The organism is Humisphaera borealis (assembly GCF_015169395.1).
Classification (GTDB): domain Bacteria; phylum Planctomycetota; class Phycisphaerae; order Tepidisphaerales; family Tepidisphaeraceae; genus Humisphaera; species Humisphaera borealis.
In genome coordinates, this window is record NZ_CP063458.1 from 7,104,894 (window position 1) to 7,121,467 (window position 16,574).

Annotated in this window: 8 protein-coding genes; 5 read left to right on the top strand and 3 right to left on the bottom strand. The window is 64.8% G+C overall.

Going from position 1 to position 16,574, the window contains the following annotated elements; translation table 11 throughout:
* The first annotated feature begins 102 nt into the window (after positions 1–102).
* Positions 103–1,209 (top strand): glycoside hydrolase family 88 protein, encoded by a 1,107-nt coding sequence (locus tag IPV69_RS26780; RefSeq protein WP_206292801.1) that lies wholly within the window; start codon positions 103–105, stop codon positions 1,207–1,209.
* 38 nt (positions 1,210–1,247) lie between these two features.
* Here IPV69_RS26780 and IPV69_RS26785 read toward each other — a convergent pair whose 3' ends face one another.
* Positions 1,248–2,123: an alpha/beta hydrolase gene (locus IPV69_RS26785; RefSeq protein WP_206292802.1), complete on the bottom strand. Its 876-nt coding sequence runs from the start codon at positions 2,121–2,123 to the stop codon at positions 1,248–1,250.
* 528 nt (positions 2,124–2,651) lie between these two features.
* On the opposite strand from IPV69_RS26785, the gene IPV69_RS26790 reads away from it, so the two are divergent.
* Positions 2,652–3,014, top strand: a complete 363-nt coding sequence (locus IPV69_RS26790) for a hypothetical protein (RefSeq protein ID WP_206292803.1) — start codon at positions 2,652–2,654, stop codon at positions 3,012–3,014.
* Between the two features lie 249 nt (positions 3,015–3,263).
* On the opposite strand, the gene IPV69_RS26795 is transcribed toward IPV69_RS26790, so the two are convergent.
* Positions 3,264–4,121, bottom strand: a complete 858-nt coding sequence (locus IPV69_RS26795; protein WP_206292804.1) for a DUF1003 domain-containing protein — start codon at positions 4,119–4,121, stop codon at positions 3,264–3,266.
* A 275-nt stretch (positions 4,122–4,396) separates the two neighbouring features.
* Here IPV69_RS26795 and IPV69_RS26800 point away from each other — a divergent pair, with 275 nt between their 5' ends.
* The 3 genes from IPV69_RS26800 to IPV69_RS26810 are packed head-to-tail and all read left to right on the top strand — an operon-like array spanning position 4,397 to position 8,456.
* Complete coding sequence (locus tag IPV69_RS26800) at positions 4,397–5,980, top strand: Atu1372/SO_1960 family protein (protein ID WP_206292805.1); 1,584 nt, start codon at positions 4,397–4,399, stop codon at positions 5,978–5,980.
* Positions 5,977–7,362, top strand: a complete 1,386-nt coding sequence (locus IPV69_RS26805) for a GntT/GntP/DsdX family permease (protein WP_206292806.1) — start codon at positions 5,977–5,979, stop codon at positions 7,360–7,362. The genes IPV69_RS26800 and IPV69_RS26805 overlap by 4 nt, the downstream gene beginning before the upstream one ends.
* On the top strand, positions 7,359–8,456 hold the full coding sequence (locus tag IPV69_RS26810; protein WP_206292807.1) for a dipeptidase: 1,098 nt from the start codon (positions 7,359–7,361) through the stop codon (positions 8,454–8,456). The genes IPV69_RS26805 and IPV69_RS26810 overlap by 4 nt, the downstream gene beginning before the upstream one ends.
* Before the next feature lie 486 nt (positions 8,457–8,942).
* On the opposite strand, the gene IPV69_RS26815 is transcribed toward IPV69_RS26810, so the two are convergent.
* Positions 8,943–16,541: a CBM96 family carbohydrate-binding protein gene (locus IPV69_RS26815; RefSeq protein ID WP_206292808.1), complete on the bottom strand. Its 7,599-nt coding sequence runs from the start codon at positions 16,539–16,541 to the stop codon at positions 8,943–8,945.
* Positions 16,542–16,574 lie beyond the last annotated feature (33 nt).

A 16,574-nucleotide genomic window follows, 5' to 3' on the forward strand; every position in this document is an offset into this window, starting at 1 on the left:
CCGTACTTCGGCGCTTGTGGCAGGGTACTGCGGCAAGTTTGAGTATACTTCGAGCCCCACGCGGTTCGATGCGAGCCGCACAACGGAAGGCAGGAACAATCGATGTCGCGAAGTAATCCCTTGGTCCGGCTCTGCTGCCGGGCCTTGATCATCGCAATGCTGGTGGTGCCTGTCTCGGCAGACCCGGTTCCGTCTGCGAAAGATGCGCTCCTGGCGCGCACGCCGCGCCAGGTTGCCGAGCAGCTTTCGGCGGTTTACGGGCACAAGCTCGACCAGGTGGTTTACATTCCTGCGCTACCGCTGGTTGCCAAACTGCGATTGAGCGAGTTGACCGGCGATGCCAGGTACGCCGACGAAGTACACAAGGTGATGGCTCCGTTCCTCGCCGGCGAAAAGTCGCCGGTTCCCAAGTCCGGCAGCGATCAGGCGGGTCATCTGATCTTCGCCGCATTGGCCGACCGGGCCGAGGGGAAGGATCGCGAACGGTGGGTGGTTCTCTGCCGTGCGGCGGCGGACCAGATCTTCGGCAAGGACGGCAAGCCGTTTGCCATCATGCCGTTCCATAACGAGATGAGCGACGCCGTCTTCATGTCCGGGCCGATCCTGGCCGCCACGGGCAAACTGACCGGCGACCGCAAGTACTTTGACGCCGCCGTCACGCACTTCGCGTCGATGCGGAAGCTCTGCGTTCGCCCCGACGGCATCTACCGGCACTCTCCCCTTTGCGACGCCGCCTGGGGCCGTGGCAACGGCTTCCCGGCGCTGGGGCTGGCGCTGGCGTTAAGCGACTGGCCCGACGATCACCCGGCGAAGAAGGACCTGATCGCCGAGTTTCAGAAGCACCTCGCCGCCCTCAAGCCGCATCAGGATGCCACGACCGGCTACTGGCACCAGGTCATCGATCACCCGGAGAGCTATGACGAGTACTCGGCCACCTGCATGATCGGGTTTGCGATGCAGCGGGGAATCAGCCGGGGGTGGCTCAAGAAGGACGAGTTTCGGCCGAGCATCGACCTGGCGTGGCGGGCGATCAAGGAGCGTACGAGCCCCGACGGCAAGCTGGTCAACGTCTGCTCGGGTACAGGGAAACAGAAAACGCTGAAGGACTACTTCGACCGGCCCGCCATCAACGGCCGTGACGATCGCGGCGGGGCGATGGGGCTCTTGTTCGCCACTGAGCTGCTGGCCGCCGAAATCGCCCGCAAGTGATTTCATCGGCGGTCGGCTTCAAGCCCGGATCGAGCCGGTCACTTCTTGAAGTTCTGCGCCACGAAATCAATCAGCGCCTTGGTTGCCGGATCGTCCGGCATGCCCAGGTCGTTGTTCAGTTTCGAGTGATTGGTGTCCTTGGCACCAAAAGCCAGCGAAGCCACACCGGCATCCTTCAGGACGCTGTTCAGCCGGAACGCCTGGGCCGAAGTATCGGGATGGCTCGAGACGTAAAGGATGAGGAACGGCGGAATGCCCTTGCCCTTGGCGACATGGGTGACGGCTGAGAAGTCCCGGTGCTTGGCCGGGTCGTCGCCGAACTTGGCGCGGTGGCCGTACTTGGGTTGGGGCATGCCGTGGAGGCGGTTGCGGGTCTCGGCGACTTCGATGATCGCGGGCACGTCGTAGGTATCGCCGTCCACCGGCACGCACCCCTTGATGACGTCAAGGGACGAGCCGACTTCCTTCAGATAGCGATCGTCAGTGCAGATCAGTGCCGCCAGTTGTGCGCCGGCGGAGTGCCCGCCGACCAGCACGCGCTTCGGATCGCCGCCGTACTCGGCGATGTGGTCCTGCACCCATCGGAAGGACTTGGCGACGTCGCGGGTCAGCGTGCCCATATCGACATCGGGGAGCAGGCGGTAGTTCGTGCTGACAAAGACAAATCCCCTGTCCATGAACGCCTGGGGCTTTGTCTTCACATCGGTCTTGTCTCCCATCTGCCAGCCGCCGCCATGGATCCAGAAGACCACGGGACAGTTCCTGGCATCGGCGGGTGCGTAGATGTCCAGCGTCAGCCGAGGCTCTTTCGGCTGCGCGTAGGGGACATCTTTTGTGATCTTGGGTTCGGTCGCGGCAAGCGAGGTCAACGGGAAAAGGCAGCCGAGAAGTGCGACGGTCAACAAGCGGTTCATGGCCGGGCCTCCGTGAGAAGTTGGGGACATTGGGCTGAAGGGAATGGTAACGAAACGAGGCTTGGATCCCAGCCGAAGTTATTCGGACGCGCAGGAGGCTATCAACCCATGTTTCCAGTCCGTGCTGTGTAAGTGACATCTTGTAGGTTCATCAAGAGCTGATATACACATGTACTCACGGGAACGCGCTTCAAACGACTCCTTAATGACTGAATCAGGTATGTCGATTGGCTTGGGCCGGCATTTTTGCCAATGCCCACGCACGGGGCCTCAAAATACGGAGTGGGAACCAGTCGTTGTCTTGCGATGGCTGGTGAACTTAACGCCATTGAAGTCCGAAGAACTATGGGGCTCGTAGGCTAGCCACCATTGCGCGTCGTCCGGCCGTTTGGCCAACTGTCGTCGCGCCCAGATTCTGCCCCGTGTTTACACCGGCCTGCCGATTCCCACGAACGGCGTGCGCCGTCGGGGCCTCTGCGGTTTTTTACGGGTTCACAGACTGCTTAAGTGTGTTGTACGGAGCTGGCAATGAATGCGTTGCAACTGGTAGGACCCCTCATGGGGGCGGCGGGAATGCTGGTGGCATTGGCGTTGGCGCGATTCGGCACTGACGACTTGGTCAAGCCATCGGCCACGTTCGGACTCGTCGCCGCGGCGCTGGGACTGTTCCTCTATATCGCCGGGCGTGTCGCCGCCGGCCCCGCGGAAAAGCCCATCCGCCGAACGCCCACCATCAAGGGCCCCGGCAGGTTTCGTGTCTCAGGCGTAACACGCACCACACAGGCCGACGCCGAGATCCTGGTTGAAGCGGCAAGCGAATCCAACGCGCGCGTCAAGGCAGAACTCAAGGGGATGGTCGTGACGGCGATCGAGCGGGACTTCGGCATTTGAAAGGCCGTTTGCCCTTGCGGGCTATCTGCAGGCGCGGCCAACGCACCACAAGCGCGTGATCGAAGGCTTCATCCCGCTATCTCACGACCCCAGTCTAGTGCTCTGTCACACGTTGATTTTGGGATAGATTGGGTGCCATGGGCTGCGGTACTCCGCTGCCCGTGGTACGACATCCTTCGCGCGAAATCACGGGCAGGCGAGTAAGCCAGCCCATGGCACCCAATCCCAGGATCAAGCTGTGACGCAGCACTAGCGGTTGTGCCCCTTCAGGTGCCGGATGATTTCGCTGTGCAGCAGGTGCATCTCGCGCTCAATATCGTCGAGCCGGCTTACGACCTGACCCGTCTTCACTTCGGCACGCACGTTGACCTGATGATCGATATCCGCCGCAAGCCGGTCCTTTAACGTCTGGCGGTTCTGGCTGACCAGGACGAAGATCGACAGGAAGATGGCCTCGAGCGAGACGATCATCGTCAGCAGGCCGAAGGGGTAGGCGTCAAATACGCCGTGCTGCTCCCACCACTTCGTCCAGGGCATGTTCCACAGAAGCCAACCGCCGAACCAGCACGCATTGAGCAGGAGAAACGAGATGCTCCCGCTGAAGTCGGCGATGACGTCGGCGATCTTCTGGCCGGCGGTGAGTTTCTCTTCCAGTTCGAGGTTTGCGTTGCGGCTGACGCTCTGGCGGATCAGCTTGTCGGTCGTATAGAGCCGCCGGCTGATCGCCGTCAGAACGTCGATCGCGGCGTGGGGATGACCGATCAGGAACTTGTGGAACTCCTGGCGATCGAGCGAAAGGGTGTCCACATCACCCTTGGCGCGAACGCGCACCAGTCGCTTCTCCCCCGTCAGCATCGACAACTCGCCGAAGAACGACCCGGGCCCGGCTTCGTCGAGAACGATTTCCTTGCCCTCGGCGTCGGCCGTCAGGTACTGCACCACCCCGGCCATCAGCACGTAGAAGTACGCCCCTTCTTCCCCTTCGCGAATGATGATCTGCCCGGGCAGAAACCGCTTGGCCTCCATCACTTTTCGAAGACCAGCCAACTCCTGTTCGTCCATGCTCGAGAACATGGGAATGGCTTTAAGTGCGGCGGTTTCGTCCATGAGGTCTCCGTAAGGAACTTCGGCCCGGGAGTGCCGATGCTTTATACTACTGCAGGGAAGGTGATATTGACGGACGGAAGGTCGTCCGAGGGCCGGATTCCGCTCGGCACGCAGATCGCGGACGTCAGAGTCACTGCCGCCGAACCGCTTCTGGCCGACGATCGCCGGAATTGCTCTGCCCGATGCAGTGTGGGTGGGCCACTGGTGCCCCGCGCCGGGTACTGTGCCTCGCGTTGGCGATTGAAAACCTTGCCGATCGTGGTTAGCTACTCCACATGCCCACCGCCGAATCACGTCTGCTGGAACTAGGTCTGGAGCTTCCCCCCGCCCCCAAACCGCTGGCCGTTTACAAGCCGATGGTCGTGGCGGCGGGGTTGGCTTACGTCTCGGGACACGGGCCGGTGAACGTCGATGGGTCGCTGATTCGCGGGCGGGTGGGGGCCGACCTTTCGCTGCAAGACGGCTACGCCGCCGCCGCCCAGGTGGGCCTGGCCATCCTCGCGACGCTCCGGCGGGAACTGGGGTCCCTCAACCGCGTGAAGCGCGTGGTCAAACTGCTGGGAATGGTCAATTCGCCCCCCGACTTTCTCGACCACCCCAAGGTCATCAACGGCTGCAGCGAGTTGTTCGCCAGGGTTTGGGGGCCGGCGGCAGGAATCGGGGCGCGAAGTGCGGTTGGCATGGGCGCGCTTCCCGGCAACATTGCGGTCGAGATCGAAGCGATCTTCGAACTGGACGCCAGGCCGGTGCTGGATATCGACTGGACACGCGACGTCGACCTGTCGCAGGTCGCGTCGCCGGCGCTTTTGCTCGGGAAGGAGGCGATCCAGGAAAACCTTCGCCGGATGGTGGCCGTCGCCGGCGAGGTTTCGCGGCTTCGACCTCACGTCAAGACGCACAAGCAGCCTTGGCTGGTGAAAGAGCAGTTGGCGTTGGGGATCAGCAAGTACAAGTGCGCCACCATCGCCGAGGCCGAGATGTGCGCCCGCGCCGGGGCGACGGACATCCTTTTGGCGCTGCAACCCGTGGGGCCGAATGTCGCCCGGCTGCTGAACCTGCAGCGAGCTTTTCCGGCAGTCGCGTTCTCCACGATCGCCGATGACGCCGGTGCTCTTGAGGCGATGCAAAGCGATGCGGCTGCCGCCGGCGCGACTATCGAGGTGCTCATCGACCTCGACATCGGCCAGCACCGCACGGGCATCAGACCTGGTCCGGCGGCGATCGCGCTCTATCGCCAGCTCGCCGCCGCGACCGCCCTGCGGCCCGGCGGGCTTCACGCCTACGACGGGCACCTGCATCTGGCAGACTTCATCGAACTGACTGCGGCCTGCGACAAAGCATTCGCCGCCGTCACCAAGCTGCGCGAAACGCTGGTGGGGCAGGGCCTGCCTGTGCCGCGTGTCGTCGTCGGCGGTACACCCAGCTTTCCGGTCCATGCCGCGCGAACCGATGTCGAGCTCAGCCCCGGCACGCTGGTGTTGTGGGATGCGGGGTACGCGACGAAGTGCCCGTTCCTGAACTTCAAAGTTGCCGCCACGCTGCTGACTCGCGTCGTCAGCAAGCCCGGCGAGAACCGGCTCTGCCTGGATCTGGGCCACAAGGCCGTCGGCTCCGAGATGCCCCATCCCAGGGTCATCTTCCCCGATCTGCCCGACGCCGTCGCGCTGGTCCACAGCGAAGAGCACCTGGTCATCGAAACCGCCGAGGCCGAGCGTTTCGCGGTGGGGGACATGCTGATTGGTGTCCCCTGGCACATCTGCCCGACGGTCGCGCTGCACGCCGAGGCGGTGGTGATCGAGTCCGGCCGGGTCGTGGAGCGACAGGCGATCGAGGCGCGGGCGAGAAAGGTGACGGTATGACCGAAGCCCAACTCGCGCTGATCGCCGTTGCCGCTGCCGGCATTGGCGTATTGGTGTTGCTGGTCACCCGGCTGAAGTTCAACGCGTTCGCTGCGTTGCTGGTGGCGGCGTTGCTGGTGGGGATTGGCTCGGGGAAGCCGGCGTTGGTCATCGTCAAAGCGTTTCAGGAAGGCCTGGGCGCAACCCTCGGCGGGACGGCGGCGGTCATCGCCCTGGGTGCGGTGCTCGGCCGGCTGCTGGGCGAATCGCGCGGGGCCGAAGTGCTGGCCGAGCGGCTTACCCAGACCTTCGGGCCGCAGCGGATCGTCTGGTGCCTGATGACGCTGGCGCTGGTGGTCGGGCTGGCGACCTGGTTCACCGTCGGCCTGCTCCTGATCCTGCCGATCCTGCAAACGCTCGCACGAGAATCCAAGCGACCCTCCGGCCAGCTCGCGTTGCCGATCCTGGCGTGCCTGTCGGTGATGCACGGGCTGATGCCGCCGCACCCGGGTCCGATCGTGGCGATCGACGCGTTGCACGCCCGGACCGGGATGGTGCTGCTCTGGGGTTTTGTGCTGGGGCTGCCGGTCTGCCTGCTGTGTGGGCCGGTGCTGGCTCGCTTTGTGGGTCGGGAGCTGGATTCGCCCGATGGCGGCGCGGCCGTCTCGCCTCCGGTTACAGCCGGGACGTCCGCACCACAGCCTGCGCGACAGCAATTGCCCGAACGCCTCACCCGCCGGCCGGGGTTTGGGCTGACGCTCGTCTCTATCCTGTTGCCGGTATTCCTGATGCTGCTCGCAACGGTCGCCGGACTTTTGCCCGATACCGGTTCGTCCTGGCGGGCATCGGCGGAGTTCATCGGCCACCCGACCGTGGCGTTGCTGATCGCCGTCCTCTTTTCGATGTGGTCCCTCGGCACGCGCTGCGGTTTTGGTCGAGGCGAGCTGCTGAAGTTCTCGGAGGAATCCATCGCTGCCGTCGCCATGGCGATTCTTGTTGTCGGCGGCGGGGGCGGGTTCGCCCGGGTGTTGCGCGATGCGGGCGTGGCCGACGCCGTCGGATCGCTCGCCGGGTCACTCCATGTGCCGCCACTGGTCTACGGCTGGCTTGTCGCGGCGTTCATTCGCGTGGCGACCGGGTCGGCCACTGTCGCGATCACCGCCGGCTCGGCACTCCTGGCTCCCGTCCTGGCGGCGAACCCCGGTACCAATGTCGAACTGGCCGTCATCGCCCTGGCATTCGGGTCGCTTTTCCTCTCGCACCTCAACGACGGCGGTTTCTGGGTCGTCAAGGAATGCCTCGGCCTTTCCGTCCGCCAAACCCTGCGAACCTGGAGCGTGATGGAAACGCTCGTCGGCGTGGCCGGGCTCGGACTGACCTTACTGGCGAGCGTACTTATATGAACCCACCCACCTCTACGCCGTTCATTTTCGACGCTCACCTCGACCTGGCGATGAACGCGATCGAGTGGAACCGCGACCTGACCCGGCCCGTCGCCGAGATCCGTGCCGCCGAGGCAGGCATGACCGACAAGCCTGACCGCGGCCGCAACACGGTCTGCCTGCCCGAGCTTCGGCGCGGCCGAATCGGGCTGGTCGTCGCGACGCAGATCGCCCGCGTCAAGCAGGGTGGGGCGTACAGCCCGGTCTTCGGCTGGCATTCAGCGGCGCAGGCCTGGGCGATGACACAGGCCCAGCTCGCGTGGTATCGCGCCATGGAAGAGGCCGGCGAGATGACGCCAATTCGCAGCCGGGCCGAGCTGGACGCTCACCTCGCCCGCTGGAACTCGCCCGACGAATCGCAGTCGTTGCCCGTGGGCTATGTTCTAAGCCTGGAGGGTGCCGATTCAATCCAGACGCCCGCGCACCTGGAGCGGGCCTACGAACAGGGCCTGCGGGCGATCGGGCCGGCGCATTACGGCCCGGGACGTTACGCGATGGGAACCGACTCCACCGGTGGATTTCCACCCGCCGGCCGCGAACTGCTCGCAGAGATCGCCCGCCTCGGCATGATCCTCGACGTCACGCACCTGAGCGACGCCTGCTTCTTAGAAGCGATCGATTCGTTCACCGGCCCGATCTGGGCGAGCCACCACAACTGCCGGTCGCTTGTTCCGCACCAGCGGCAACTGAGCGACGAGCAGATTCGGCTGCTAGTCGGCCGCGGAGCGGTCATCGGGGCGGCCTTGGACGCGTGGATGATCGTCCCCGGATGGAAGCGGGGCGAGACGACGCCCGAGTCCGTCGGACTGGGTCTGCGACACCTGGTCGAGCACATCGACCACATCTGCCAGATCGCCGGAAATGCCAGCCATGTGGGGCTGGGATCGGATCTTGACGGAGCGTTCGGCCGGGAGCAGACGCCGAAGGATTTGGCGACGATCGCCGACCTCCAGAAGCTGCCGCAGTTGATGCGCGAGCGGGGATACACCGAGCAAGACGCGAGCGGCTTGGCCAGCGGGAACTTCCTGCGCTTGCTGGGAAGTGCGCTGCCTTAAGCGAGACAGGCCAGTGATCGGGCCGACAGATCGCCGGACGAGAGTAACCTGCGACTGATTGATGACGCAGTCCGGTACCGGAAGGTTTTTGAGCTGGCCGATACGGTCGAGAAGCCCTCGACACCAACAAAGTCCGGAAATGGCACCGCGGAAGCCGCTTCCTACCAGCAACAGGGAACGAAAAACCCCGTCCGGCAGGGACGGGGTTTTAACTGGCGCTAGGATTACAACCTACTAGCACGCTCTCGCTGTCGCCACGCCCTATTCAAACTCATCTTCAAAGGAGCCCAGAGATATGAACCCTGCCGTCCGTAGTTCTATCTCGATGCGTTGACATTTTCTAACGGCGAATCGGCACCTCGACCTATTCGCGACCTTCGACACCCCTTAAAAATCAGCAGCATCGCGACCTGGAGCCCTGTTCCCAAAGTCCGGCGCACCTGCGAGACGCAGTTGCGGGCCGCATTGCGACTCCGCTGCCGCCGCTCATCCAATGACCAATTCTGGCCGGCCTGAAGCGGCTTCGTCGCTGCTGAAGGTCGCCAGCGGCTTGGAGACGTCGGTCATCCGCACCACCAGCGTAACGCTCGTCGCGCCGGCCAGTTTCTGCTGTCGGACGTAGTTGCCGACGTCGAACTGCCCCCACGCGTCGGTCGTGGCGTTGAAGCTCGCGGTCGTCAGCAGCGCGCCTGCGGCAGGGCGGTTGGACCAGTTCACGCCGGCTTCGGTCCATGCCGCCGTCGCGGCGTAGACGCCGAGCGTGACCGGGCCGGTCTGCGAGAGCTTGCCGAAGAGGCGGAGCACCGCGGTGTTGATCGTCGCCGCAGCAGACAGATTGAACGAAAGGTAGAGGTCGCGGCTGTTGTCGGCGACGGAGCTGTTGCGGATCTCCAGTGCGGCCAATGAGCCGTAGTTGGTTCCGGTGAAAACTCCGTCGCGCACATGGGCATCGGACGACGCGCGAATCGTCTGTCCGGTGCCCGGTGGTGGCGGAGGGGGAGGAGGCGGCGGTGGTGGCGGTGGCGGTGGCGGGGGCGGAGGAGGTGGCGGCGACGTCGGGCCGCCGGTGATGACTAGTTCCGGTGTGTTTGCGCCGGCCTCGCCGCTGTTGATCGACACCAGCGACTTGGAAGCCGCCGTGGCCTTCACTGCTAATGCGACTTTCGTCGTACCCGCTTGTTTCTGTTGGCGCAGGTAGTCGGCGACGTCGAACTCAAGCCACTGGCCCGTCGTTGACGTCACACCGAGGCTGCGCAGCAGCGCGCCGGTGGCGGGGCGGTTGTTCCAAGTCAGGGCACCTTCGGTCCAGGTTGTTGAGGCCACGCCGTAGACGCCGAGCGTCGCGGTCTCCGTCGTCGAGAGCTTGACGTAAAGCCGCAGCTTGGCCGAACCGATCTGCGCCGCTGACGCGATGCCACTGAGATCGAACTGGAAGAACGACTCCCGGCTGTTGTCGGCGACAGTGCTGCTGCGGACTTCCAGCGCCGCCGCGTTGCCATAGTTGGCGGCGGCGTAGGCCCCGTTGCGACCGTGAGCGTCGGCGATCGCCGGGAGTTTGAACGTCGTCGACGTGGCGGCCTGCGGCAGGCCGTCGTCGTCGGTCTGCGTGAACGCGACGTTCACAGCGTTAACACCCGGAGCCGAAAATGCCAGCGTCGCGGTGTTGTTCACGGTGTCGGCGTCCTGGGGCGAGGCGACAACGAGGTTCTGCGACACATTCCAGTTGCTCGGCGTGAATGTCAGCGTCGTCACCGCCGGCGCAGCCGATGCATGGCTCGCAGCGATGGAGACCACCAGGTTACCCGACGGTTTCGCGCCCAGCTTGACGCCGACCGTCTTACTCGCGCCTTCGGCAACCTTCAGCGTTGTGGGAGAGACAACCAGAGACTGCGGCGTCAGAACGATCGCGCCGGTGGTGCGCAGGTCGGGCTTGTTGGTCGTCGCACCGCTGCCGTTGAAGATGGCGTGAATCGAGGTGTTGGTCGTGCCCTTGAGTGCGAAGCTGACGGCGGTGTCGCCGGCTTGTTTTCGCTGCTTCACATAACTGGTGACGTCGAACTCGTACCAGGTTCCGGTCGTGCCGCTGACCGTCTTGGTGACGATCGGCGACGCACTGGTCGCCGGGCGGGTGCTCCAACTGATGGATTGCCAGGCGGTGCTGGCGACCGTGTAAAGCCCGACGGGCACGCTGCCGGCGGCCGAGTTCTTGCCGAAGACCCGGACCTTCACCGATGTGATCGCCGACGCCGACGGAAGGGTGGCAATGCTGAACTTGATGAACGCTTCGCGCGTCTGGCCGGCGGTCGTGGTCTTGCGGACGGTCAGCGTCGGAACGGTGACCGCGCCGGCTCCGGCGGCGGGCAGCACGCCGGTGCCGGCGAACTCCGTCGACGACAGCTTGCCCGTGGAGAGCACCATCGCACCCGTTGCGCCTGTTGCACCGGCGGGGGCTTGTACGCTGGCATCCAGCGCCGGGGGCAGCGATTCGGCCAACGGCACTGCGTCGTCGTCCATCGAGTAGAGCGACACTGACGACTGATAGCGCAACTGGTCGCTGCCGAAGATGAGCACGTCCCAGTCGTGTTCGGCGTCGGCGTCCTGGGCGGCGTTGATGGTGACATACTTCGGCACGTTCCAGTTCGTCTCGTTGAACAAGACGTAACTCGGGTAGGGTGCCGGGTCGGCGACGGAGATGCCCTCGTTGTGACCGTGGTCCCCCACGTAAACGCGGACGTCGCCGTAGGGGTTGCGCGACAGCTTGAAACCCACCGTGCCGCTGGTGCCTTCGTTCAGTGATAGCTGTTGTGACAATGTCACGACGCTCAATCGCTTGTACTGCTGGTTGACGACCAACTCGGGCCGGTTGGCGACGGCCTCACCGGAGTTGATCACCGCATACGCGCTACTAGCCTCGCGCGGAACCAGTGCCAATGTGAGCGACGTGGCACCCTCGCTGGCCCGGCGCGACAGGTAGCCCGCGAGGTCCAGTTGGTAGAGCGCACCGGCGCCGGCTTCGACGTTGAATTCGAGCACGGGTTCACCGATTAATGCTGGCCGCGTGTTGAACGAGGTCCCCGTTTCCGTCCATGTGGGGTCGGCTTCGTAAATCGCGATCGGAACGCCACCCGCGCCGCCGGCGGTCGCCGCCCACAGCTTCAGAATCGCGCTGCTGATTTCTTTCTCAGCGCTCAACGATGAAAGGTCGAACCGCAACAGCGTCTGCCGTACGTCGGACGTCTGTCCGACCTCCAGCGTCGCAGAATCGCCAAAGTTGACCGCGGCCTGACTGTTGTTCCGGATGTGGGTGTCCTCGACCAGCGGCAGCGGCGCGGGGTCGTAGGGAAGTTCGTTGATCCAGGTGATGCTGGCGTCCTCAACCATCGGATTGCCGTACAAGTCGACAATGCCCGAGTTGGCTGCGACGATCGTGAACGTGTACTTACCGGCGGGCCGCGTCAGTGCAGTGAGCTCCCGCACTCCCCCCCCGCCGAGGTACGCCTCGGTGCCGATCAGTTCGACCGGTTGTCCGTCGCGCGTCAATCGCAGATCGCCCATGTCAAGCCCGTAGGCCGGCTCGTTGAACCGCCACTCGACGGTCCACACCGCGTTGGAATAAGTGTTGACGCTGGTGAAGGTTGCGAACGGTGCCGCGGTCTCGTTCCAATCGAGTGTCAGCGTATAGCGGCCGGTGGAAGCGCCGTTCTTTCCGAACACACCGAATACATATTCGACGCCCTCGGTTCCCGTCGGGAAGGTAAGGCTTTCGATCGCGCCGGCGTTGTCGGCGCGGGTGATCTCGTTGCCCTGAAGATCGTAGACGACCAGGTAAAGATCGCCGACCGCCGGGTTGTAGTCGAGCTGCGCCGACATGGTGCCGTTGCTGCCGCGGGGGCTGGCGCGATAGTAGTCCAGATCGCCCGGAGCCAGCGCGGCGGTTGCCTTCGCCTCCTCCGGACCGACGCCGTAAAGCTGGTAAGCCGTCGCGACCGAGTTGTTCGACTCGTAGGAGTTCAATAGCGGCTGACGATCTGTGATCGTGAAAGTCAGGGTCGACGTGCCCAGGTAGTACGCATCGTCCGGCACGATTGTCACGATGACGGTCTCGCCGGGGTCAAAATGCTCGTCGAAGTAGACGGGCATGGTGATGTCCGGCACCGCCGTGGTCCCCGGAGGCAGGGTGATCTGTCCCGTCGAGGCGGTGTAGTCGGCACCACTGGCCGCCGTGCCACTGGTGGCCGTGCCGGAGATCGTATAGTTGACCGTCAGCGGCTGGGTGGTGAACGTGCTGCGCTGAATCTGGAACCGGATCTGGCCGTTGCCCGTCGCCTCCGGTTCGCCCGGGGTGCCGAACCCGACGAGCTTCACCGTCGGCTTGACCGGCGTGATGTGGAAGTTCTCGAACTCGCCGACCACGCCATTGGAAGCGGCGGTGTCGAACACCACGCGGATGACGCTCTGCCCCGCGAGGAGGGTGATGGGGGTACTGGTGAGTTCCCGTGCGCCGCCGGCGATCACGCTGACCGGCAGGCTCGCCGTCAGCGCCACGCCGTTGAGTTCGAGATGGTAGACGCCGCCGGGCGCGGTGTTCCCCTGGTTGACAAATAGCTGGTAGGGCGCTGCAGACGCGACATTGACCGTGTACTCCAGCCACTCGCCGGGGCGTACATCGGACAGAATCGGACGCAACGGCTGACCGACGCCGGGGCTTTCCATGCGGAAGTCCACGGCGTCCAGTGGTCGGGATCCGCTGGGCCCGTTCGTGAGCGGCGTGGAATCGAGCCAGGCCAGCCCCTCACCGCCAATATCAAAGTTAACGAAGGGGATCGTGGTCTGCTGATCGCTGACAACGGCGATGGGCGTCTGGCCGACCGGCCGTTGCGCCTTGATCGAGAACAGGTATCCGTTGTAACCGGCATCCGGCGCGACGGGGTCGGCCAAGCGAACGCGAACGAAGTAGACGCCTGCCGGGGCATCCTGGAGCTGAACATTCTGGGCGGCGCCGGCGACCGCGGAACGGCCGACCAGGTTGCGCGCGGCATCGTAAACGTCCAGTTCCATCGCCGCCGTGCCGCTCGCGCGGGTCATCGCGACCGACAGGCCCGGGTATCCCGTCGTCACGCGGAAGAAGTCGACATCGGCCGGGTGGTGCAGCGAGAACAGTTGCGGCAGATTCTGATTGACCGTGGTGAAGACCCGGGCGGTTTCGAAGGTGTCGTTGCTCTCGGCGGCGTCGATACCCTCGTTGTCGAGGATACGGACTTCCGCCACCGCGCCGGAGAATCCAAAACCCGTCGCCGAGAGACCAGTGATGGTGACCGACTCGTTGCCTTCCAGGAGCAGGTCGTCGAGAACCGGGACTTCTAGGTTGACCGAGGCCTGGTCGTCGGGAATGGTGACAGTCGTCGGCAGCGCGGTGAAGTCGACGCCGGAGGTTGCCGAGCCGCCGTAGCTGACAGTGACCACCAGCGCGCCGACGAACGGCGTGCTACGGCTGATCGTGAATCGGCCCGGGATGGCTGCGCTGGGGGCGGCGCGTTCCTCGCCGACGATTGTTGCGGCGGCTGAGAGCGTCGGTTGATCGTGGAAGGTCGCGACGGCCGCCTTGGAGGCCAGGCCCCCGGCCGGCATTGCTACGCTGCCGGCGACGACCAGCTTGCCCGCCGCGTCGAATGTCGCGCCGGCGTTCTTGCCGATCGAGTCGGACAGCACCCTGCCGCTCGATCCGAACTGCAGGACCGGTGCGCCGTCGGCCGTCAGCAGCGCGGCGGCGACGCGCGACGTGTTCCCGACCGGCGCCGTTCCGGTGACCGCGACCCGTCCGTCCCCGCGAATCGCGATCGTGCCGGGAATCGCGGCATAGACGGTTGTGCCGATGGTGAACGTCGACTTCACGCGACCGTTGGTGCCGAAGCTCGTGTCGTCCGCGCCGGTGTCGGTGAGCTGGTAGGTGGTGAAGGCGTTGTCGCCTTCGGAGCCGGCGACGACGATTCGGCCGTCCGGGCGGACCGCGATCGCGGTCAGGTCGGGACTCGTCGCCACCGTCTGGTAGAGCGACCGGACGCCGCCGGTTCCGAACGCGCCGTCGAGGATGCCGTCCGAAGTGACCGCCACGATTGACAGGTGTCCGATCGCGCTGACGCGCCGCGTGCCCGCCAGCAGGATGCGGCCCGACGGCGCAATCGCGATCGCTTGTGCGCCGCGACCGTTCCAGGACTGGATTCCGGCGGTATCGAACCGCACGTGTCCGCCGTCGCCGAATGTCAAATCGAGCGCGCCGGTGGCGGTGAAGCGAACGAGGGCCCATGCCGTGCCGCTCATGCCGGCGGCGAGGATTTTACCGTCGGGCTGGACCGCGATCGCGGAGAGCGTGTCGAGGCTTTCGCCGGTGACATCGCCGAAGGGAATTGCCGCCGTCGCCAGGCCGGCCGTGCCGAACGCCGTATCGGGAGAACCGTCGGCGTTGTAGCGGGCGAGCGCGAAGCCGACGTTGGTGTGATAGCCGCCGGCGTAGATCTTGCCGTCGGCAGCGATCGCGGTCGAGCGGGTTTCGATTCGGCTGACCGCCGCGCCGAAGAAATGCAGTCCGAGCGAGGCCCGCCCGCGGGTTCCGAAGTCCTGATCGAGCCCGCCGTCCGCGTTGACCTTCATCACCGCCAGGCGGTTGTAGGCGTCCGTGATGCCGACGATGAGCGATCCGTCGACGGCGCGACTGAGGGACCGGGCGTCAGCGGTTCCCGGGCCCGATACATGAAACAGGTTCCCGCCCCCGGCCGCAAACGACGCATCGAGCACACCACTGGCGGAGACGCGGCCGGCGGCCGGGATGCTTCTCTGCGAGTCGGTCGCGGCGATCGCGGTAATTCTGCCGTCGGCGCCGACCAGTATCTGCTTGACCTCTTCGTACTCGGCGCCGTTAATCTCTATCGTCACTTTCCCATCGCCGCCGCCGAAGCCGGTATCCCACTGTCCGGCCGGCGTGACTTTTTCGACAGAGATGGCACGGTCGGCCGCGACGCTGTGTTCTCCGCCGAGCACAATGCTGCCGTCGGCGAGCCTGGCGGCGGCGTAGTAGTTGTCGGTGTCGCGGGCAAACTCCGCGATGCGGTAGCCGGTGGTGTTGAACGACAGATCGATCTGCCCGTTGGCCTGATAGCTCGCGACAGCGCCGTAGAACGAGCTCTTGCCGACGGCGACGATCCTGCCGTCAGCGCCGACCGCCAGGGCGTTGATCTGCTCGTCGTACTGCGAGCCGGAGCTGAGCATGCCGGTCAGCGTTTTGCCGCCGGTGCCGAACGAGCCGTCGAGCGTGCCGGCGGGCGTCAGCCGGGCCAGCGCGAAGTCGTCGGTGTAATACGCAGTGAAGAAGGTCTGAGCAGAGCCGCCGACCAGGATGTTCCCGTCCGGCTGCACCAGGACGGCGTTGGCGCGGTCGATCTGGCCGTTGAAATCGATCCGCACCATGCCGCTGCCGTCGGCGGCGAAAGTCGGATCAGTCAGACCCGAACTCGTCAGGCGGACGATGCCGAAATCGCCGGAGATCTGTCCGACCATGACCGGCCGTCCGAAGGCGTCAACGTCGATCGCGGTCGGCGCGTCGAATGACTGCGGCAACGCCGCCACGCCGGCGGCACCAAAGGTCGTATCGAGGGTGAAGTCGGCATTGAGCCGGAACGCGATGCGCTGTCCCTCGACGACCTTCCCGAACCCGACCAGCCGGCCGTCGGGCATCCGGGCCCAGTCGGCGACACTGCCCAGATTCGGGATTTCGGTGAGAATGCTTCCTTCGTTGCCGAAACTGCGATCAAGTTGACCGTTGGAGGTCAGACGGATAATGCCCGCCGAGCCGCTGCCGGTGGAGTCGGGCGAGGTGGCATGACCGGCGATAAGCAGTTTGCCATCGGGCAGTTCAAACCCCGCCTTGGCGAAGAACGCCGAATTTCCCAGCGCGTAGTGTGCCGAATTACCCTGTGACCCGAACGAGGTGTCGAGGGGATCGCTGCTGAGGTAGGCCCGGCATTCGAGGACTTCGAGTACGCCGCGTACGGCATGCGTGACGGCAGGATGTTTCTTTCGATTGTCGCGCAACTGAGTTCCCTTTGGGAGATTCGATCGGTCCGT